15 protein-coding genes are annotated in these 18,963 nt (G+C 62.8%); 7 read left to right on the plus strand and 8 right to left on the minus strand.

What is annotated here, in order from left to right; genetic code table 11:
• Nucleotides 1-2 precede the first annotated feature (2 nt).
• The 6 genes from cysN to gatC form a co-directional block, all read right to left on the minus strand.
• Nucleotides 3-1,664 (minus strand): sulfate adenylyltransferase subunit CysN, encoded by a 1,662-nt coding sequence (gene cysN, locus DKK67_RS07290; protein WP_111495723.1) that lies wholly within the window; start codon nucleotides 1,662-1,664, stop codon nucleotides 3-5.
• Between the two features lie 42 nt (nucleotides 1,665-1,706).
• On the minus strand, nucleotides 1,707-2,615 hold the full coding sequence (gene cysD / locus DKK67_RS07295) for a sulfate adenylyltransferase subunit CysD (protein ID WP_111495724.1): 909 nt from the start codon (nucleotides 2,613-2,615) through the stop codon (nucleotides 1,707-1,709).
• A 233-nt stretch (nucleotides 2,616-2,848) separates the two neighbouring features.
• Nucleotides 2,849-3,235, minus strand: a complete 387-nt coding sequence (locus tag DKK67_RS07300) for a PilZ domain-containing protein (RefSeq protein ID WP_228160532.1) — start codon at nucleotides 3,233-3,235, stop codon at nucleotides 2,849-2,851.
• A gap of 390 nt (nucleotides 3,236-3,625) precedes the next feature.
• Complete coding sequence (gatB, locus tag DKK67_RS07305) at nucleotides 3,626-5,077, minus strand: Asp-tRNA(Asn)/Glu-tRNA(Gln) amidotransferase subunit GatB (protein ID WP_111495726.1); 1,452 nt, start codon at nucleotides 5,075-5,077, stop codon at nucleotides 3,626-3,628.
• Nucleotides 5,078-5,100: 23 nt separating this feature from the next.
• The gene (gatA, locus tag DKK67_RS07310) at nucleotides 5,101-6,549 is read right to left on the minus strand and encodes an Asp-tRNA(Asn)/Glu-tRNA(Gln) amidotransferase subunit GatA (protein WP_111495727.1); all 1,449 of its coding nucleotides are present in this window, start codon (nucleotides 6,547-6,549) and stop codon (nucleotides 5,101-5,103) included.
• 53 nt (nucleotides 6,550-6,602) lie between these two features.
• The gene (gene gatC / locus DKK67_RS07315; RefSeq protein ID WP_111495728.1) at nucleotides 6,603-6,890 is read right to left on the minus strand and encodes an Asp-tRNA(Asn)/Glu-tRNA(Gln) amidotransferase subunit GatC; all 288 of its coding nucleotides are present in this window, start codon (nucleotides 6,888-6,890) and stop codon (nucleotides 6,603-6,605) included.
• Nucleotides 6,891-7,135: 245 nt separating this feature from the next.
• On the opposite strand from gatC, the gene DKK67_RS07320 reads away from it, so the two are divergent.
• The 7 genes from DKK67_RS07320 (at nucleotide 7,136) to DKK67_RS07350 (ending at nucleotide 16,808) form a co-directional block, all read left to right on the plus strand.
• Nucleotides 7,136-8,179 carry a rod shape-determining protein gene (locus tag DKK67_RS07320; protein WP_111495729.1) on the plus strand — a complete coding sequence of 348 codons (1,044 nt, stop codon included), beginning with the start codon at nucleotides 7,136-7,138 and terminating at the stop codon, nucleotides 8,177-8,179.
• A 110-nt stretch (nucleotides 8,180-8,289) separates the two neighbouring features.
• Entirely contained in the window at nucleotides 8,290-9,225 is a 936-nt protein-coding gene (mreC, locus tag DKK67_RS07325) for a rod shape-determining protein MreC (protein WP_407657831.1), read from the plus strand.
• Nucleotides 9,225-9,701 carry a rod shape-determining protein MreD gene (gene mreD, locus DKK67_RS07330; protein WP_111496805.1) on the plus strand — a complete coding sequence of 159 codons (477 nt, stop codon included), beginning with the start codon at nucleotides 9,225-9,227 and terminating at the stop codon, nucleotides 9,699-9,701. Before mreC ends, mreD begins: the two co-directional genes overlap by 1 nt.
• Nucleotides 9,702-9,722: 21 nt before the next feature.
• Nucleotides 9,723-10,331: a Maf family protein gene (locus tag DKK67_RS07335; protein ID WP_111495731.1), complete on the plus strand. Its 609-nt coding sequence runs from the start codon at nucleotides 9,723-9,725 to the stop codon at nucleotides 10,329-10,331.
• Nucleotides 10,328-11,809, plus strand: a complete 1,482-nt coding sequence (rng, locus tag DKK67_RS07340; RefSeq protein ID WP_111495732.1) for a ribonuclease G — start codon at nucleotides 10,328-10,330, stop codon at nucleotides 11,807-11,809. The genes DKK67_RS07335 and rng overlap by 4 nt, the downstream gene beginning before the upstream one ends.
• A gap of 124 nt (nucleotides 11,810-11,933) precedes the next feature.
• Nucleotides 11,934-15,803 (plus strand): YhdP family protein, encoded by a 3,870-nt coding sequence (locus tag DKK67_RS07345; protein ID WP_162628776.1) that lies wholly within the window; start codon nucleotides 11,934-11,936, stop codon nucleotides 15,801-15,803.
• 177 nt (nucleotides 15,804-15,980) lie between these two features.
• Entirely contained in the window at nucleotides 15,981-16,808 is an 828-nt protein-coding gene (locus DKK67_RS07350) for a carbon-nitrogen hydrolase family protein (RefSeq protein WP_111495734.1), read from the plus strand.
• 48 nt (nucleotides 16,809-16,856) lie between these two features.
• Here DKK67_RS07350 and yjgA read toward each other — a convergent pair whose 3' ends face one another.
• Both yjgA and mgtE read right to left on the minus strand, forming a co-directional pair.
• Entirely contained in the window at nucleotides 16,857-17,396 is a 540-nt protein-coding gene (gene yjgA / locus DKK67_RS07355; protein WP_111495735.1) for a ribosome biogenesis factor YjgA, read from the minus strand.
• A 40-nt stretch (nucleotides 17,397-17,436) separates the two neighbouring features.
• On the minus strand, nucleotides 17,437-18,798 hold the full coding sequence (gene mgtE / locus DKK67_RS07360) for a magnesium transporter (protein WP_111495736.1): 1,362 nt from the start codon (nucleotides 18,796-18,798) through the stop codon (nucleotides 17,437-17,439).
• Nucleotides 18,799-18,963: the final 165 nt, after the last annotated feature.

Here is an 18,963-nt window from a genome sequence, read left to right on the forward strand (position 1 = left end):
TATCAGATCCGCTTCTTGCCGATCAGCTCCTGCACGATGCGGTCGGCCACCTCGGCGACGTTATCGTCGGCGTTGGCGGTGGCCGTGGCGCCGGCGATGTCGTCACCGATGTTGACGGCAACGGCGATCAGGCCGTGGGCGGTGAGCAGCTGCGCGCCCCGGCGGCGGTCGTCGGCGTTGCCCGCAGTGTCCTCGTTGAGGACCACGCTGGTGCGGTTCAGGTCGAACAGTTTGCGTTCCACCGCACGCGCCAGTTCCGGCGCCTGGGTCCCTGCACAGCCGATGATGATCGGCTTCTGGGCCAACCGACGCTCGCGTTCTTCCGGAGTGACCGGCTGCAGGCTGTCACCGCTGTCCCTGGCCAGGCCGGCGATCATGCCGGCGCCAATGGTGACGTTGGTCAGGCGGTCGACGATGATGAATGCACCGGTCGCCCGGTTGCGCGGGTACGGGTCGAACGCCACCGGCTGGTTCAGTGTGACTTCGCACAGGCCGATCTCGTTCAGATCCAGGTGATCCCGATCAGCGGCCTCATCCAGTGTGTTGACGTCGATCTGGTTGTGGATCGCCGTGATCGAGCCGGAGGTGAAGTTGGGGCCCAGCTTGATGTCGTAGAGGCGATCCTTGGCCATCGGGCTGTCGATCATCCACACGACGTGGGCGTCGAACTTGTTGCTCACCAGCGGCTCGTCGCCCGGCTTGACCAGCATGTCGCCACGGCTGACGTCGATCTCGTCTTCCAGGGTCAGGGTGACCGCCTGGTCGATGTAGGCGCTGTCCAGGTTGCCGTCGAAAGTGACGACTTCCTTGACCTTGCTGGTGCGGCGCGATGGCAGGGCCATGATGTCATCGCCCGGGCGAATCACGCCGGAGGCGATGGTGCCGCTGAAGCCCCGGAAGTTCAGGTTGGGGCGGTTGACGTACTGCACCGGCAGACGGAAGTGCTCCAGGTTCTTGTCGCGGGCCACTTCCACCGACTCCAGGATTTCCATCATCGGCTGGCCGGTGAACCAGGGAGTGTTCTCGCTGCGGTTGACGACGTTGTCGCCCTCCAGTGCGGAAATCGGCACGAAGCGGATGTCCTGCAGGCCCAGCTTCTCGGCGAACTTCAGATAATCCTGCTTGATGTCTTCGAAGCGCTCTTCGCTGAAGTCCACCAGGTCCATCTTGTTGACCGCCACCACGATGTGCTTGATGCCCAGCAGGGACGCGATGAAGGTGTGGCGCCGGGTCTGGGTCAGGACGCCGTGGCGGGCGTCGATCATCATGATCGCCAATTGTGCAGTGGACGCACCGGTGGCCATGTTGCGCGTGTACTGCTCATGGCCCGGGGTGTCGGCGATGATGAACTTGCGCTTGTCGGTGGAGAAGTAGCGGTAGGCCACGTCGATGGTGATGCCTTGCTCCCGCTCCGCCTGCAGGCCGTCGACCAGCAGGGCCAGGTCCAGCTTTTCGCCGGTGGTGCCCAGCTTTTCGCTGTCGGCTTTGAGGCTGGCCATATGATCTTCATAGATCATCTTGGTGTCGTGCAGCAGGCGGCCAATCAGGGTGCTCTTGCCGTCGTCGACGCTGCCGCAGGTCAGCAGGCGCAGCAGCTCTTTCTCTTCGTGTTGTTTCAGATACGCGTGAATGTCTTCTGCGATCAAATCGGACTGGTGTGACATGATTCTGTTCCCGTAGATGCTGTCTGGCTGTCGGCGTTCGGCTTAGAAGTAACCTTCACGTTTCTTCTGCTCCATGGAGCCGGCGGAATCGTGATCGATTACGCGGCCCTGGCGTTCGGAGCTCTTCGCCAGCAGCATTTCCTGGATGATATCGGTCAGGGTGTCGGCCTTGGATTCGATGGCGCCGGTCAGCGGATAGCAGCCCAGGGTCCGGAAGCGCACAGATTTCATCATCGGCTTCTCGCCGTCTTCCAGCGGCATGCGGTCGTCGTCCACCATGATCAGGGTGCCATCACGCTCAACCACCGGGCGCTCGGCGGCGTAGTACAGCGGAACGATCTCGATGTTTTCGAGATAGATGTACTGCCAGATGTCCAGCTCGGTCCAGTTGGACAGCGGGAATACCCGGATGCTTTCACCCTTGTTGATCTTGCCGTTGTAGATGTTCCACAGCTCGGGGCGCTGGTTCTTGGGATCCCAGCGATGGTATTCGTCGCGGAAGGAGTAGACCCGCTCCTTGGCGCGCGACTTTTCTTCGTCCCTGCGGGCGCCCCCGAAGGCGGCGTCGAACTTGTACTTGTTCAATGCCTGCTTGAGCGACTGGGTTTTCATGACGTCGGTGTGCTTGGCGCTGCCGTGAGTAAACGGGCCAATGCCGGCGTCCACGCCTTCCTGGTTGATGTGGACAATCAGGTCCAGGTCGTATTTCTCGGCCTGGCGGTCCCGGAACTCGATCATTTCCTTGAACTTCCAGGTCGTGTCCACATGCATCAGCTTGAACGGGATCTTGCCCGGGTAGAAGGCCTTGCGGGCCAGATGCAGCATGACGGAAGAGTCTTTGCCGATGGAGTAGAGCATGACGGGGTTGTCGAACTCCGCGGCCACTTCCCGAATGATGTGGATGCTTTCAGCTTCCAGTTGCTTGAGATGCGTCAGGTTATACGTGGTCATGATCCAGTTACCGGTTGCATGGGATGCATATTGATTATAAGTGATCGAAACAGTCGTCGACTGGAGCCGCCCTGAGCCGGGAGTGTCACAGACGGTGCGGGCTCGGAATATGGGACGAGACTATATCAGAGATGCCCGCGCTATAAGAAGGCGAGGGACTATAGTTTAGCGGCATAACAATATGCCCGAATGCGTTGTTTTCGGGCGGGTATTCGGGCGTGAAGGGTGCCTGTCTATTGATTGAGTTCGCGGGCTACGAACTGGTCCACGTAATCGTGGCCGTTGCCCTCGAACTGACTGAACTGCAGACCCAGGTGATACATCCTGCGGGATACCCTGCGAATATGCACGACGTAGCAGCGCGCCTCGACAGTGACCGACTGGACCGTAACCACCGGGATGGAGAAGCGGACGTCGAGTTCCACCGGGTCCTTGGGGGCAATGTTGCGTTTATCGGCAATCAGCGTGTCGAGCCGTTCGCTTTCGCATTCCACCATCATGCCGGCGCGGGACAGGTTGGCGGTGTGACAGGTCAGCGTATTGCCTTCACGATCGCTGACGATGACCTCAAGGCGGGTCGCGATGCGTTGCTGTTGACGTAGATTGGGTTTGCCGCCCATGGCTTTAAGGCCACTCCGAAGTGACGGTAGCGAAGAAAGTGCACTGCCCATAAGTATTATCTGATTATTTCCGTGAGATATCACTGACCGGTCTGGAGCCGGTTTGGTGAGCCCGGTTTAACAACTCGTCGCTAACGGCTTGAAAGCATAGACCTAAGTGAAAATTGGAGCAAGCGGTCTGTCGTTGTTGTCGTCGGATTTGTGGGCGAGGTCGCACAGTTAGGGTTGAGATATATCCTACAGGGCGCACGATTCGATGACGTTGCCGGTGTCGCCGGCAGGGCCTTGCGGCAATTTAAGGCTCTAGCAAAAGGAGGGTGTCGGAACGGGGAAACGGTGAGTGACCATAAGGCACCGCGAGATGCCTTATGGTTTGCGGCCGGATCGGGTTCAGTTGTCCAGCTTTTTCTGCAGGATCTCGTTGAGCAGCTTCGGGTTGCCCTGGCCTTTGGAGGCTTTCATCAACGGGCCCATGAAGCCACCCATCAGCTTCTTGCGCTTCTTGGGATCCTCCTCCGCGCGATACTGGGCAATCTGGTCGCCCATATCCGCCAGGACGCCGTCCACCAGTTTCTCCAGCTCGCCGGTGTCGGAAACCTGCTTCAGGCCCTCACGCTCGATGATGGCATCAACATCTGCATCGTCGCCGTTCCAGAGCAGCTCGAACACCTTCTTGGCACCGGAAGACGACAGGGTGTTGTCGGCAATGCGCTGCACCAGGGCGCCCAGGCGCTCTGCGGGCAGGGGGCTGTCCTTGATGTTCAGTTCCGCGGCGTTGAGGCGTGCGCTCAGTTCGCCGAGGATCCAGTTGGCTGCCAGCTTGGCGTCGCCGCCGGACTTGGCAGTGGTCTCGAAATAGAGGGCCGTGGCGGCGTTGTTGCTCAGCAGGCCAGCGTCGTAGTCGGACAGGCCGTAGTCGGCCTTGAAGCGGGCTTCCTTGGCGTCCGGCAGTTCCGGCATGGCAGCGCGGATGCTGTCGATGAAAGTGTCGTCGATTTCCACCGGCAGCAAATCGGGGCAGGGGAAGTAGCGGTAGTCGTTGGCTTCTTCCTTGGTTCGCATGGAGCGGCTTTCGTCCCGTTCACCGTTGTAGAGGCGGGTTTCCTGAACGATTTCGCCGCCGTCTTCGAGGATGTCGATCTGGCGTTCGACTTCCCGGTGAATGGCGGCCTCCATGAACCGGAACGAGTTCAGGTTCTTGGTCTCGGTGCGGGTGCCCAGTTGCTCGGTGCCTTCCGGGCGGACGGAGATGTTCACGTCGAAACGCATGGAGCCCTGGGACATGTCGCCGTCGCAGATGCCCAGTGAGGACACCAGACCGTGCAGCTTGCGGGCGAACGCCACGGCTTCCTCGGCGCTGCGCATGTCCGGTTCGGTGACGATCTCGATCAGCGGCGTGCCGGCCCGGTTGAGGTCGATGCCGGTCATGCCGTGATAGTCCTCGTGCAGGGACTTGCCGGCGTCTTCCTCCAGATGGGCGTGGTGGATGCGCACGCGCTTCTCGGCACCGTTGTCCAGGCGTATATCCACGTGGCCCGGGCCGACAATCGGCTCGGCCAGTTGGGTGGTCTGGTAGCCCTTGGGTAGATCCGGATAGAAATAGTTCTTGCGCTCGAACACGGAGCGCCGGTTGATCTCCGCGTCGATAGCCAGGCCGAACATGGTGGCGTAGCGGAACGCCTGCTCATTGGCCACCGGCAGGGTGCCGGGCATCGCCAGGTCAACCGCGCTGGCCTGGGTGTTGGGCTCCGCACCGTAGGCGGTACTGGTGCCGGAAAAGATCTTGGTCTGGGTGGCGAGCTGAACGTGGATTTCCAGCCCGATCACAACTTCCCATTGCATGATGTGTCGTCCTTCCTTCTGGTTCAGCCCGCGGGCGTCAGTGTGTGCCAGTCTGTGGCTTGCTGGAACTGGTGGGCGGCGTTGAGCAGGCGCGCCTCATCGAAGTAGTTGCCAATCAACTGCAGGCCTACCGGCAGCCCGTCGATCTGACCCGCCGGCACGGACATGGCCGGAACCCCCGCCAGGTTGATGGCGATGGTGTAGATGTCTTCCAGGTACATTTTGACCGGATCGTCGGTCTTGGAGCCCAGGCCGAACGCCGGGGTCGGTGCGGCCGGGCCCATGATGATGTCCACGGACTTGAACGCCTCGACGAAGTCCTGCTGGATCAGTCGGCGGACTTTCTGGGCCTTGAGGTAGTAAGCGTCGAAGTAGCCGGCGGAGAGTGCGTAGGTGCCCACCAGGATGCGGCGCTTGACCTCTTCGCCAAAGCCTTCGGCGCGGGTGCGGGTGTACAGGTCCATCAAATCCTGCGGGTTCTCGCAGCGGTGGCCGTAGCGCACGCCGTCAAAGCGTGACAGGTTCGCGGAGGCCTCGGCCGGCGCGATGATGTAGTAGGCGGCGATGGCCAGGTGTGTGTTGGGCAGGGAGATCTCCTGCACCGTGGCGCCCAGCTTCTCGTACTCGGTGATGGCCGCGCGGACCTGCTCGGCCATACGGCCGTCCAGCTGGTTGGTGAAGTATTCCTTGGGCAGGCCGACTTTCAGCCCTTTGAGGGGCTCATTCAGGGTGGTGGTGTAATCCGGCACCTTGTGGTCGACGCTGGTAGAGTCTTTTGGATCGAAACCGGCCATGACGTTGAGCATCAGGGCGTTGTCCTCGGCCGTGCGCGCCATGGTACCGCCCTGGTCGAGGCTGGAGGCAAAGGCGATCATGCCGTAGCGCGACACCCGGCCGTAGGTTGGCTTGAGACCGGTGATGCCGCACATGGCGGCCGGCTGGCGGATGGAGCCGCCGGTGTCCGTACCGGTCGCCGCCGGCACCAGCCGCGCGGCAACCGCTGCGGCGGAGCCGCCGGACGACCCGCCGGGTACGAGCTGATCGCCCCAGGGGTTGACGGTTGCACCGAAATAGCTGCTCTCGGTGGAGGAGCCCATGGCGAACTCGTCCATGTTGGTTTTACCCAGGCATACCGCGCCGGCGTCGCGGAAACGGGCGCTGACGGTGGCGTCGTAGGGCGGAACGAAGTTCTCCAGCATGCGCGAGCCACAGGTGGTGCGCACGCCGTTGGTGCAGAAGATGTCCTTGTGGGCGAAGGGAATGCCGGTCCAGGGTGTGGCGTTACCCTGGGCGCGTCGCTCGTCCGCGGCGCGGGCGTCGCGCAGGGCCTCTTCCCCGGTCACCGTAATAAAGCTGTTGGTCGACTTGTCTTCGGTGCGGATGCGGTCGAGGAAGTGCTGGGTCAGTTCGACGCTGGAAACGGTGCCCTGCTCCAGGTCGCGGGCCAGTTCAGCTACAGTCTTGTCGTGCATAATGCGTGTCCGTAACAGTGCAGTTCGTCAGTAGGCGAGGGCGGTGCGTCGTATCACTCGATGACGCGGGGGACCAGGTACAAACCATCCTCGGTGGCCGGGGCGATAGCCTGGAAGGCCTCGCGCTGGTTCTGTTCGGTCACTTCGTCGGCCCGCAGGCGCTGAGTGGCGTCCAGCGGGTGCGCCAGCGGCTCCACCGATGACGTGTCGGCGGCCTGGAGCTGATCCACCAGGTTCAGGATGTTGCTGACGTCCCGTTCCAGGGACGCTGCCTGACCGTCTTCCAGACGAATGCGCGCCAGCAGGGCGACTTTTTCGATCTCATCGCGGGATATGGCCACGTGAACTCTCCACTTACCATGTACTTGATGGCGCAGTATGGTAACAGATTGCGCTGTCATCGGGAGGTTTTGGGGAACGGAAAAGCGGTCTGGCAGTCACAGTCGGTCGCGCGTCAACGCCGTCGGCGTCTGGTCCAGACATGGCGCCGTTCCTGGCCCGTATTAGCCTTGCCTGACCTCGGGCCCACTGCTAAAGTTGCCGCATTCATTTTTGCGACTGCACTCCTCAGGTTGAAAATACGCTAATGCTCATCAAGAAAATTCGTGGTCTTTTTTCCAGTGACTTGTCCATCGACCTGGGAACGGCCAATACCCTTATTTATGTTCGTGACCGCGGCATCGTGCTGAATGAGCCGTCTGTTGTAGCGATTCGCACCAATAATGCCCAGAAAATGGTCGCCGCCGTTGGGGGAGAGGCCAAGCGTATGCTCGGTCGTACGCCGGGCAATATTACCGCGATCCGTCCGATGAAAGACGGTGTGATTGCCGATTTCGTTGTGACCGAGAAAATGCTGCAGCACTTCATCCACAAGGTGCACGAGAACAGCTTTATTTCACCGAGCCCGCGTGTTCTGGTGTGTGTGCCGAGCAAATCGACGCAGGTCGAGCGCAAGGCCATCCGCGAATCAGCCATGGGTGCGGGCGCGCGCGAAGTGTTCCTGATCGAGGAGCCAATGGCAGCGGCGATCGGTGCCGGTCTGCCGGTGGAAGAAGCCAGTGGTTCCATGATCGTCGATATCGGTGGTGGCACCACCGAGATCGCCATTATTTCCCTGAACGGGATTGTCTACGCCGAGTCGGTGCGCGTTGGTGGCGACAAGTTCGATGAGGCCATTGTGACCTACGTGCGTCGCAACTATGGCAGCCTGATCGGCGATTCCACCGCCGAGCGCATCAAGCACGAAATCGGCTGTGCCTATGAAGGCATCGAGATCCGCGAAATCGACGTGCGCGGCCGTAACCTGGCCGAGGGCGTGCCCCGGGCCTTCACCCTGAACAGCGAAGAGATCCTCGAGGCGCTGCAGGAATCCCTGGCCCAGATCGTCCAGACCGTCAAGAGCGCCCTTGAGCAGTCGCCCCCCGAGCTGGCGTCTGATATCGCCGAGCGAGGCATCGTGCTGACCGGCGGTGGCGCCCTGTTGCGAGGCCTGGACAAGCTGATCAGCGAGGAGACCGGCCTGCCGGTGATTGTCGCCGAGGACCCGCTCACCTGTGTGGCCCGCGGTGGTGGCAAGGCGCTGGAGGTGATTGACCGCGGCGGCATTGGCATGTTCTCGCACGAAGGCTGATCGGCCTGTCAGTACAGAACCAGACGGCGCGCTCGGACGCGCCGCATTTATGGCCGCCGCTGACGACTTGTCGCAGCGGCGGTTGTCGTTTTATGGGGGAGAACTGAGCTATCAAGACACTGTTTGCAAGAGGTCCCATCCCGGGAATCCGGCTGTTTCTCGTGGTGGTGCTGTCTCTGGTGCTGGTGGTTCTCGATTCCCGTTTCGAACGGGTGGACGAGGTACGCAGCTGGCTGGGATCGGCCCTGACGCCCGTCATCTGGCTCGGCCATGTTCCGGAGAGCCTGAGCGAGTGGAGTGAAGACGTCTTCACCAGCCGCGATGAGCTGCTTGAGGAAAACGAATCCCTGAAGGCGCGCCTGCTGATTCTTGAGCGTCGTTCGATCAAGTATGCCTCCCTGGCGGCGGACAACATCGAGCTGCGCCGTCTCAACGACGTGTCGGCCCAGTTGGACGAGAGCGTGGTGGTGGCGGATGTCATCGGCGTGTCCCCGGATCCGTTTTCCCACGAAGTGATCATCAACAAAGGCCAGCGCGACGGCGTCACCGAAGGTCAGGCGATTCTCGATGCCAACGGCCTGATGGGGCAGGTGATCCAGACCAGCCGGTTTACCTCGCGGGTGCTGCTGGTGTCCGACAGCAGCCACGCGGTGCCGGTGGAAGTGCTTCGCAGCGGTGTGCGTGCCATCCTCCTGGGTACAGGCAGCGCCAATACCCTGGATTTGGTGCACGTGCCGGATACCGCCGACATCCGCGAAGGCGATGAGCTGGTCAGTTCCGGCCTCGGCGGCCGTTTCCCCAAAGGTTATCCGGTGGCCACCGTCATCCGGATCCACAGTGAGCCCGGCGAGCCCTTCGCCAGCATCCAGGCGGAGCCGGCGGCGCAGCTTAACCAGAGTGACCAGGTACTGGTGGTGTTCCAGCCCACTAACCGCCGGCAGTTGCAGGCGTGCGAAGACGGCGCCAGCGACATCGACTGTCCGCCGGCGGATCCTGTCGCCGAAGAGACGGCCGCCGAAGAAGCCGCCGAAGGAGAGGCACCATGATTCTGTCGGTTATCAGTTATCCGGTGTTTGCCGTCAGCGCCCTGGTGGCTCTGGTGTTGTCCATCTCGCTGTTCCCGGCGGACTGGCTGATCCTGCGCCCCGAGTGGGTGGGGCTGATCGTCTTCTATTGGACCTTCCGCGCGCCCAACCGTTTTGGCGTGTTGGTGGCCTGGGTCCTGGGGCTGCTGCTGGACGTGCTGGAATCGAGCACGCTGGGCATCAATGCCTTCTCAATGGCGCTGGTCGCCTTCCTGGTGTTGACCACGCACCAGCGGCTGCGGATGTTCCCGCTGCCCCAGCAGTGCCTGATGGTGTTCCTGCTGCTGGGCATTAACCAGATGTGCGTGCATTTTGCCAACCAGTTGCTGGGCGCGGACAACCCGGGCTTCACCTATTTGCTGCCCGCCCTCACCAGTGCTGTTGTCTGGCCGGTCGTGTGCGCTATTCTCGACCGTTTGAACCTGAAACTGGCCTGATCCGAGGAGACCTGGAACATCATGCGGTCTGTTGTATTGGCCTCCGCCTCCCCGCGTCGCCGGGAACTGCTTGAACAGATGGGACTCTCATTTACCGTGCAACCGGTTGATATCGATGAGTCCCCGCGCCCTGATGAGCGCCCCGAGATCTACGTGGAGCGTCTGGCTCGCGAGAAAGCCGAGGCGGGACTGGCCCGGCTCGGGGATCCTTCAGCGCTGGTGCTGGGCTCCGACACCACGGTGGTCTGCGATGACCGTATTATGGGCAAGCCCGTCAATGAGCGGGACGCGGCTGACATGCTGCGCCTGTTGTCCGGTCGCACCCACAAGGTGATGACGGCGGTGGCGCTGGCCGGTGATTTCGGGTGCTATGCGCGCCTGGTGGTTACCGAAGTGCGCTTCCGGTCCCTCGATGAGGCTGAGATCGCGGCCTACTGGCAGACCGGAGAGCCCCGGGACAAGGCGGGCGGCTACGGTATCCAGGGCAAGGGCGGGATCTTCGTCGATGGGCTCTGGGGCAGTTACAGTGCGGTGGTGGGCCTGCCTTTGCAGGAAACCGCCGAGCTGTTCGAGGAAGCGGGGCAGCCCGTGTGGCAGTGCTGGTCGTCCACTATGGAGAAGTCGGTATGAGTGAGGAAATCCTGATCAACGTGACCCCCGTCGAGACCCGTGTGGCGCTCGTGGAGAATGGCATGTTGCAGGAAACCTACGTCGAGCGGACCAGCCGCAAGGGCATCGTCGGCAACATCTACAAGGGTAAGGTGGTACGGGTGCTGCCCGGTATGGAAGCGGCGTTTGTGGATATCGGTCTGGAGCGCGCGGCGTTCATTCACGCTTCCGACGTCATGGTGGTGGGTAACAACAACGACACCGAGGCCGACACACCGAAGACCGTGCCCGATATCCGCTCGCTCCTGCGCGAGGGCCAGTCGCTCGTGGTCCAGGTCACCAAGGATCCGATTGGCACCAAGGGCGCCCGCCTGACCACCCAGCTGTCCATTCCGTCCCGCTATCTGGTGTTCATGCCGGAGGTCCAGCACATCGGGATCTCCCAGCGCATCGAGGATGAGACCGAACGCAACCGGCTCAAGGCGCTGGTCGAGCAGAGCGCCGAAGAGCTGGGCGCCAGCAGCGGCGGCTACATCATCCGCACAGCCGCCGAAGGCGCGTCACCAGAGGATTTGCTGGGGGACATGCGTTACCTGCACCGGCTCTACCAGTCGGTGATCGAGCGCAATGCCACCGGCAAGGCGCCGGCGGTGGTCTACCAGGATCTCCCGCTGTTTATCCGCACCATCCGCGACCTGATCCGGCCGCAGACCGAGAAAATCCGGATCGATTCGCGGGAGAGCTACCAGCGAGTAATCGAATTCGTCGAAGAGTTCGTGTCTGAGTTTTCCGACAAGGTGGAGTATTACCCGGGAGAGCGCCCGATCTTTGACCTGTACAGCGTCGAGGACGAGATCCAGAAAGCGCTGAGCCGCAAGGTACAGCTCAAGTCTGGTGGCTACGTCATCATCGATCAGACCGAGGCGATGACGACCATCGACATCAACACCGGCGCGTTCGTGGGCCACCGTAACCTCGAGGAAACCATCTTCAAGACCAACCTGGAGGCGGCGCGGGCCATCAGCCGGCAACTGCGCCTGCGCAACCTGGGTGGCATCATCATCATCGATTTCATCGACATGGAGGATTCCGAGCATCAACGCCAGGTGCACCGCATGCTGGAGAAGATGCTGGAGCGGGATCACGCCAAGACCAAGATCACCGGCGTATCCGAACTGGGCCTGGTGGAGATGACCCGCAAACGGACCACTGAGAGCCTGGGGCAGGTGCTGTGCGAGCCCTGTCCGATCTGTGACGGACGCGGCTTCCTCAAGACCAGCGAGACCGTATGCTACGAGATCCTGCGGGAAATCATGCGGGTCAACCGTGCCTACGAGTCCGAGAGTTACCTCGTGATGGCATCGCAATCCGTCGTCGACCGCTTGCTGGATGAGGAATCCGACAATGTCGCCGATCTGGAAACCTTCATCGGCAAGAGCATCCGCTTCCAGGTGGAGCCCCTGTACAGCCAGGAGCAATACGATGTGGTTCTCCTCTGACGGCGCCGGGGTGGCACTCCCATCTTCCTTGCCCGGAACAACACCCCGCCGGGCACCCGGCCGGCCTGTTCACGGCTAGTATGGCGGTAGGTGCATGGACGTTCCGGGTCATACCGAAAAGGCAATGAAACACACCCTGTTGCGCTGGTTGTCGCGCCTGGCCACCGTGGTTTGGGGGCTGGTGCTGCTGATCCTGATCCTGGCTGCGCTCTACGTGGTGGCCGGGCGCCAGCTGATGGGCTCCATCGAGAGCTATCGTCAGACGGTTGAGTCGGAGCTTTCCGCGCGCCTGGGGCAATCGGTGCGCATCAATCACCTGGTCGGGCGCTGGGAGGGGCTGGATCCGGAATTGACGGTGTCCGGGCTCAGCGTCCTGGCCCCCGGGGACGGCGCCTCCGTGGTGGCCCGGGTCGATCAGGTCAATATCCGTCTCGACTCGTTAACGTCCCTGGCCCGTCAGCGTCTGGTGTTCAGCGACCTGGTGGCCAGCGGCCTCGACCTGACGCTGGAGCAGACCAGCGACGGATCGGTGCGTCTGGAAGGGGTTTCCCTGGCGGCGGCCGAAGACGCTCAGCCCGACGCCGGCGCACTGGACTTGCAGGTCTGGATCGAGCGGCTCGGTGAGGTCTTGTCGGACCCCTACGTGCAGCTGAATCAGGTGCGCCTGGGGCTGGCCGTACCCGGAGAGGAGCGCCGCACCTTTTTTATCCCACAGGTGGACCTGAGTTACGAGCAGGGTGTTTTCGCCGCCTCCGGTCGCGCCATGCAGCCCGATGCCAACACCCAACTGGCGAGCTTCTATCTTGAGGGCAAGCATTTCTTCCGTGGGGATTTCGACGGCACGCTGTTTGTCGATGTGGATTCCGGGCGCCTGTTCGACGCGTTGATCCGGCGTTACCAGTGGGAGCAGCGAGCCATCGAGAGTTTCGAGGCGGGCGGCCAGGGCTGGCTGCATTTCCGGGGAGGGCAGATCATCTCCGTCAACGCCCGGGTCGCTATCCCGCACCTGCGGTTCAAGTCCGAAGGCGAAAGCCGGGCGCCTATCGAGGACCTGAGTGCCCACGTGGGTTGGCGCCGTACCGACGATGCGGGCTGGGCGCTGGCGGTCCGCGACATGGGCTGGTCCTGGGCCGGCGAGCGCGCGTCCGGTATCGATCTGGACCTGGTTCGCGGCGATCAGTGGAAGGCCCGGGCCAACCGCATCCCGCTCGGCATACTCTCGGACATGGCCCAGGCCATTGCCCCCCTGGACGCGCGGATCACCCGGGCTCTGGCCAACTACCAACCCGCCGGAACGCTGGATAACGCGACCCTGACGGCCGACACCCTCAGATCCTTCCGCCTCCGCGCAAATCTCGACGATGTCTCGATCAGCGCCTACGACGGAGCACCCGGCGCCAAGGGGCTGGACGGCCAGCTGGAGATGACGCCGGATGAAGGTCATGTGCTGGTGGATAGCGCGGATGCGGAAGTGGGCTTCCCGCAGCTGTTTCGTGCGCCCTGGACGCTGGACCGTTTCAAGACCCGGGTGAACTGGCGGATCGATGGCGGTCGCAAATGGGTCTGGTCGGACCACATCGAGATGCAGTACCAGGGAGATACCCGCATTGAAGGCGCCTTTGAGCTGGAACTGAACGACCCGGGCGCCGATACCCTGTCCATGCGCGTGGAAAGCCGGAACATGACCGCGCAGATGATTGCCGACTTTGTGCCGGTCCATGAAGTGGACCCGGAATTCTACCAGTGGTTGACCGGCGCGGTTGAGGAAGCGGACATCGAGCAGGGCGTTTTCTACGGCCACGGGCAGGTGAACCCGGGGTCACCGCCGGGCAGTTTCACGACGTCCATGGCGTACCGGTTCCGTGATGCACGCATCCGCTACGATGACCAGTGGCCGGAGGTCACCGGCGCCAGCGGTCGGGTTGAGGTGCAGGGTGCCCAGGCCGACATCACGCTGGATGCCGGTGTCACCGGCGGCCTGCAACTGGAGCCCAGTCGCGTGCAGGTGGACGGGGACGCGAGTCCCGCCCGGCTGTCGGTGCAGACAGCCGCCGCCTTCAGCGGCGAACGGGTGCCGTACTGGTTGGAGAATTCCCCCCTGGGCGGTTTGGCCGGAGACGCGGTCAGCGGCGTCAGCGTCGCGGGAGACTACCATCTGGACCTGGGGCTGGGGCTGGGGCTCGCCCTGGATGACGATGACAGCACCGACGCCGATCTGGACCTAGCCCTCAAGGTGGCCGATGGTCGCGTTACCTACGACAGCCTGGACCTGGCCTGGGAGCAGATCAACGGAGCCCTCCGCTATCGCAGCGGCAGCGGTTTTTCCGGCGATGCGCTGAATGCGCGCTTCCTGGGGCGGCCGGTGGAGTTGTCGCTGGTGCAGGACGGTGGCGACGCGCCGCTGCAGGTTCGTCAGCGTGGTCGATTTGATGTGAACGACCTGGCCGAACGCGTTGGCATGGAGACGCTGCCCGGCGTGGAAGGTCGTGCCAGTTACCTGGCAACGCTCGGACTGGGTGCCGACGGCGCCTCGATGCTCGGTATCGAGTCGTCGCTCTCCAACCTCTCCATCGACTGGCCCGAACCGCTGGGCAAGGCCATGGGTCAGCCGGCGCCTCTGTCAGTGATCGTCAGTTGGGGACAGGAAGGCGGATACCAGGTTTCGGGACACTGGGAAGATCGGGTGGCCTATCGCCTGCGCTGGCAGGAAGGGCAGCTTCAGCGGGGGCGCCTGGAGCTTGGTACCGACTCGACATCGCTGTCCGGTGAGCCGGGACTGGAGATCATCGGCCACCTGCCGCGGGTCAATGTGGCCGAGTGGTCGTCAGCCTGGGACCGCCACGCACTCTCACAGCGGGTTGGGGATGCCGGCGTCGGTTCCGCGCCCGCCTGGCTGCAGCGGATAGCGTTGACTGCGGGGCGGGTGGAGGCCGCGGGACAAGGCTTCGAGGACGTCATCGTGACCGCTCGGGCCGATCAGGATGACTGGTTGATCTGGCTGGGTGGGCCGGATGTGACCGGGCAGGTTCGTCTGCCGGCCGACAGCAGGCCAATCAGCGTGGACCTGGACCAGTTGAGTCTCGCCCGGGAGAACAACACGGATGCCGATCAGGATCGGGAGGAGGCCGCGTCGGGGTTCCGGGAAAGGGGCGTTGCCGACTGGCCGGACGTGGATGTGAATATTGATTCGGTGGTCCTCAACGACCGCGATTACGGCGGTTGGTCGTTCAGGGTGCGCCCCGCGGCCCAGGCGCTGCAACTGGAAGACCTGCATGGGCAGGTGGGCTCTCTGGCCCTGGATGGCAACCTCATCTGGAGCGCGGGGTCGGCGGATTCGCCGGAGACCACGCACGTCAATGGCGTGCTGGAGGGTGAGAACCTGGCGGACCTCAGCGACTGGATCGAGGGGGAAGTGCCGCTCAAGAACAACAAGACGCGCGTGGACATCGACCTGCAGTGGCCGGGCGGTCCGGACCGGGCGTCGTTGAAGTCGGTCCGGGGCAGCCTCGCATTCCGGCTCGATGATGGCGTCATTCTCGAACGTAACAACATGGCCCAGATCTTCCGGATCTTCGGCGTGCTCAACTCGGATACCCTGCTGCGTCGTCTGCGCCTGGATTTCTCGGATCTCTACGAGGCCGGTGTCGCCTTCGATGCGATCTCCGGGACCGCCAACCTCAGGGACGGCACCCTGACCCTGGATCCCGAACTCCAGGTGGTGGGGCCATCGGGCGCGTTCAAGATCACCGGGACCACCGACATGATTCGCGAAACCCTGGATATGCGCCTGGTCGTGGTATTGCCACTGACCCAGAACCTGCCCCTGGCCGCGTTGTTGATGGGCGCGGCGGCGCCGGTGGGCGGTGCCCTCTTTGTGCTCGACAAAGTGCTGGGTGAGCCCCTGAGTCGTCTGACCAGTGCGACCTACAGTGTGCAGGGCCCCTGGAACGATCCTCAGGTGGATCTGCGCAACGTATTTGATACCGGCGACTGAGACACCGGCGACCCCAGCAGCAGATGCCGTGTGTATTCGACGTTCGCGCTTGACGCCGGCCCCGCTTTCGCTGTTTATTCAGAGTCTCCCTGGAAGACACCCGATTACCCGAAGAAACCCAGGCAAAATGGACAGGACCCGACCAGCGGATGGCGGGTCGCGTCAGGAGGTTGAGCGATGACTCAAACGGTTGCTGTATTGCAGATGGTCAGTGGTCACGACCTGGAGAAGAACCTGTCGGATGCCCGGGATCTGCTGGAGGCGGCGGCCCGGAAGGGGGCGACCGCGGCGGTGCTGCCCGAGAACTTTGCCGTACTCAAGACCCGTCAGATGCTGGAACAGGGTCTCAAGGAACGTGAACCGTCGGGGCCTATCCGTCAGTTCCTGGCGACCGAAGCCCGGCGTCTGGGGCTCTGGATTATCGGCGGCTCCATGCCCATCGCCGCCCGCCCGGATGGAACTCCCCTGGACGCGCGCGTTCGTGCGGCGTGTGTGGTGGTCAATCCGGATGGGGACGAGGTGGCGCGTTACGACAAGATCCACCTGTTCGATGCTCAGGTGGAAGACGCCCAGGGCCGCTACCGCGAGTCGGATACCTTCGAGCCCGGCGACGAGGTCGTGGTGGTCGACACGCCGCTTGGCAAGCTGGGGCTCGCGATCTGCTACGACCTGCGCTTTCCGGAACTGTTCCGCCAGCTGCGGGCCAAGGGGGCCGACTGGGTGAGCCTGCCCAGCGCTTTCACCTACCAGACCGGGGCGGCCCACTGGCACCCGCTGCTGCGGGCCCGGGCCATCGAGAACCAGGTGTGGATGGTCGCCGCGGGGCAGGGCGGACAGCACGATGAGAAGCGTCGTACCTACGGCCATTCCATGGTGGTCGATCCCTGGGGAGCGATGGTGGTGGAAGTCAGTGAGGGCATGACACTGGCGACCGCCAACCTGGATTCGCAAAGGCTGACGGTCACTCGCGACCGGATGCCGGTCTGGTCGCATCGCCGACTGTAATAACCGTTTCTGTCACTCTAGCCGGGGCGGTGTGAGGCGACCAAACGTCTACGCGCCGCCCGGGTTTTCCTGATCGTCGATGCATTCGCGCAGATAGCGGAACAGCTTCTTCGACTGGCCGGTATTCTTCTCCTTGGCGACATCCCGCCGGGCATTGCGTGCCAGGTTGCGCAAATGCTGCATGTCGGAGGCGGGGCAGTAGTCAAAGAACTCGCCGACGACGCTATCGCCTTCCTGAATCATGCGGTCGCGCCAGCGCTCAGCCAGGTGCTGGCGCCGGGTATGCTCGTCGCTGCCGGCATTCTGGGCCTCCAGCGCGCGCACCACCTCATCCAGGTGCTCCTCGTTGCGCATTACCTTGCCGACGTACTGAAGATGGCGGCGCTTGGCCTCGTTCTGGCGGATGCGGCGAGATTCCTCAATGGCGGCTCGCAGCGTGTCGCTGATGGGCAGTGCCTCGGCCTGTTCCGGGGTGAGTGCCAGTAGCTGCTTACCGATGGCCTGCAGCGCGTGCATTTCCCGCTTCAGTTCGGATTTACTCTTGAACTCGACCTCGTCCGGGTCGTAATGATCGTGCTCTGTCGTCATGCTGTGTCCATCGGTTCTTGGCCCGGGCGATGCGGTTCGCTCAGGCGTAAATCAGGGTGGCCAGCCCCAGGAAGGAAAGAAACCCCACCACGTCCGTCACCGTCGTCAGGATCACGCCGCCGGCCAGCGCCGGGTCGATGTTGCGCGCTTTCAGGAACAGCGGCAGCAACGTGCCCACCAGGGCGGCGGCGATCAGGTTAATGATCAGGGCCGAGGCAATGATAACGCCGATCATCGGGTCGGCAAACCACACGGTGGCGGCCACCGAGACCACCAGCGCCCAGAGGATGCCGTTGAGGACACCGGCAAGGAACTCCCGGTTCAGCAGCCAGCGCACGTTGGCTCCGCTGATCTGCCCCACCGCCATGCCACGGATGACGAGTGTCAGGGTCTGGCTGCCGGCGATGCCGCCCATGCTGGCAACGATGGGCATCAATACCGCCAGCGCCACCACTTTGGAGATGGTGCCCTCAAACAGGCCGATGACCGCCGAAGCGATGAAGGCGGTGATCAGGTTGATGCCCAGCCAGACGGCGCGGCGCTTGGTGGTCTTTATCACCGGCGCGAAGGTGTCTTCGTCCTCGTCCAGGCCGGCCATGCTCATCAGCGAATGGTCGGCGTCCTCGCGGATAACGTCGACCACGTCATCGATGGTGATCCGGCCCAGCAGCTTGCCGTCTTCACTGACCACGGGGGCCGAAATCAGGTCGTAACGTTCGAAACGGGTGGCCACCTGGGTATCGGACAGGGTCACCGGAATGGGTTCGATGTCGGTGTCCATCACCTCGCGGACGGTGGCGCTTGGGCTGGATACCAGCATCTTGGTGATGGGCATCACACCGATGTACTCGTCGCGGCGGTTGACCACGATCAGGCTGTCGGTCATCGGCGGCAGGGCACGGTGGCGGCGCAGGTAGCGGAGCACCACGTCGATGCTGAGATCCGGACGCACCGTGATGGTGTCCGTGTTCATCAGGCCGCCGGCCGTGTCCTCCGGGTAAGCGAGGACTTCCTCAACCCGCTGGCGATCCTGTTCGTCCATCGTGTCGAGAACTTCCTGGATGACCGTATCCGGAAGCTGCTGGAGCAGGTCCGCCAGGTCGTCCGATTCGAAGTCTTCGATGATGGTGGCCAGTTCCTGGGCGTTGAGCTTGCTCAGGAAGTAGCTTCGGATATCGTCATTGAGGTACTGGAGGACTTCCCCTTCGAGGTTCTTGTCCACCAGATTCCAGAGCAGTGCCCGTTGGCGCGGCGGGGAGGATTCCAGCAGGTGGGCAATATCGCTGGGGCTGAGGCCACCATTGAGGATGCGCGCCACCTGTTGCAGGGCGCCACTGTCGAGGGCTTCGCCGAGCGTACGGAGACGTTGCCTGGCCTGGCTGTTTTCGACTGCGTCTGTCATGAAGGTCCCATGAATCCGGGCCGAGGCCATGCGCGAACAGTCTCGGGCCATTTGGGGCCTGGGCGGGCTGTCCGTATCGCCTCGGGTGCTGCCATAAGGATCTTCTGGATAAGTCCTGGAAGGTCTCGCCGAGACGCCCCAGGACTTATTCAGAAGTTCCTAAGT

It is taken from the genome of Marinobacter bohaiensis, assembly GCF_003258515.1.
GTDB lineage: Bacteria > Pseudomonadota > Gammaproteobacteria > Pseudomonadales > Oleiphilaceae > Marinobacter_A > Marinobacter_A bohaiensis.

Bases quoted from the DNA above. Each gene is read 5' to 3' on its own strand.
- cysN (WP_111495723.1), bottom strand. From the start codon at position 1,664: ATGTCACACCAGTCCGATTTGATCGCAGAAGACATTCACGCGTATCTG.
- cysD (WP_111495724.1), bottom strand. From the start codon at position 2,615: ATGACCACGTATAACCTGACGCATCTCAAGCAACTGGAAGCTGAAAGC.
- DKK67_RS07300 (WP_228160532.1), bottom strand. From the start codon at position 3,235: ATGGGCGGCAAACCCAATCTACGTCAACAGCAACGCATCGCGACCCGC.
- gatB (WP_111495726.1), bottom strand. From the start codon at position 5,077: ATGCAATGGGAAGTTGTGATCGGGCTGGAAATCCACGTTCAGCTCGCC.
- gatA (WP_111495727.1), bottom strand. From the start codon at position 6,549: ATGCACGACAAGACTGTAGCTGAACTGGCCCGCGACCTGGAGCAGGGC.
- DKK67_RS07320 (WP_111495729.1), top strand. From the start codon at position 7,136: ATGCTCATCAAGAAAATTCGTGGTCTTTTTTCCAGTGACTTGTCCATC.
- DKK67_RS07335 (WP_111495731.1), top strand. From the start codon at position 9,723: ATGCGGTCTGTTGTATTGGCCTCCGCCTCCCCGCGTCGCCGGGAACTG.
- rng (WP_111495732.1), top strand. From the start codon at position 10,328: ATGAGTGAGGAAATCCTGATCAACGTGACCCCCGTCGAGACCCGTGTG.
- DKK67_RS07345 (WP_162628776.1), top strand. From the start codon at position 11,934: ATGAAACACACCCTGTTGCGCTGGTTGTCGCGCCTGGCCACCGTGGTT.
- DKK67_RS07350 (WP_111495734.1), top strand. From the start codon at position 15,981: ATGACTCAAACGGTTGCTGTATTGCAGATGGTCAGTGGTCACGACCTG.
- yjgA (WP_111495735.1), bottom strand. From the start codon at position 17,396: ATGACGACAGAGCACGATCATTACGACCCGGACGAGGTCGAGTTCAAG.
- mgtE (WP_111495736.1), bottom strand. From the start codon at position 18,798: ATGACAGACGCAGTCGAAAACAGCCAGGCCAGGCAACGTCTCCGTACG.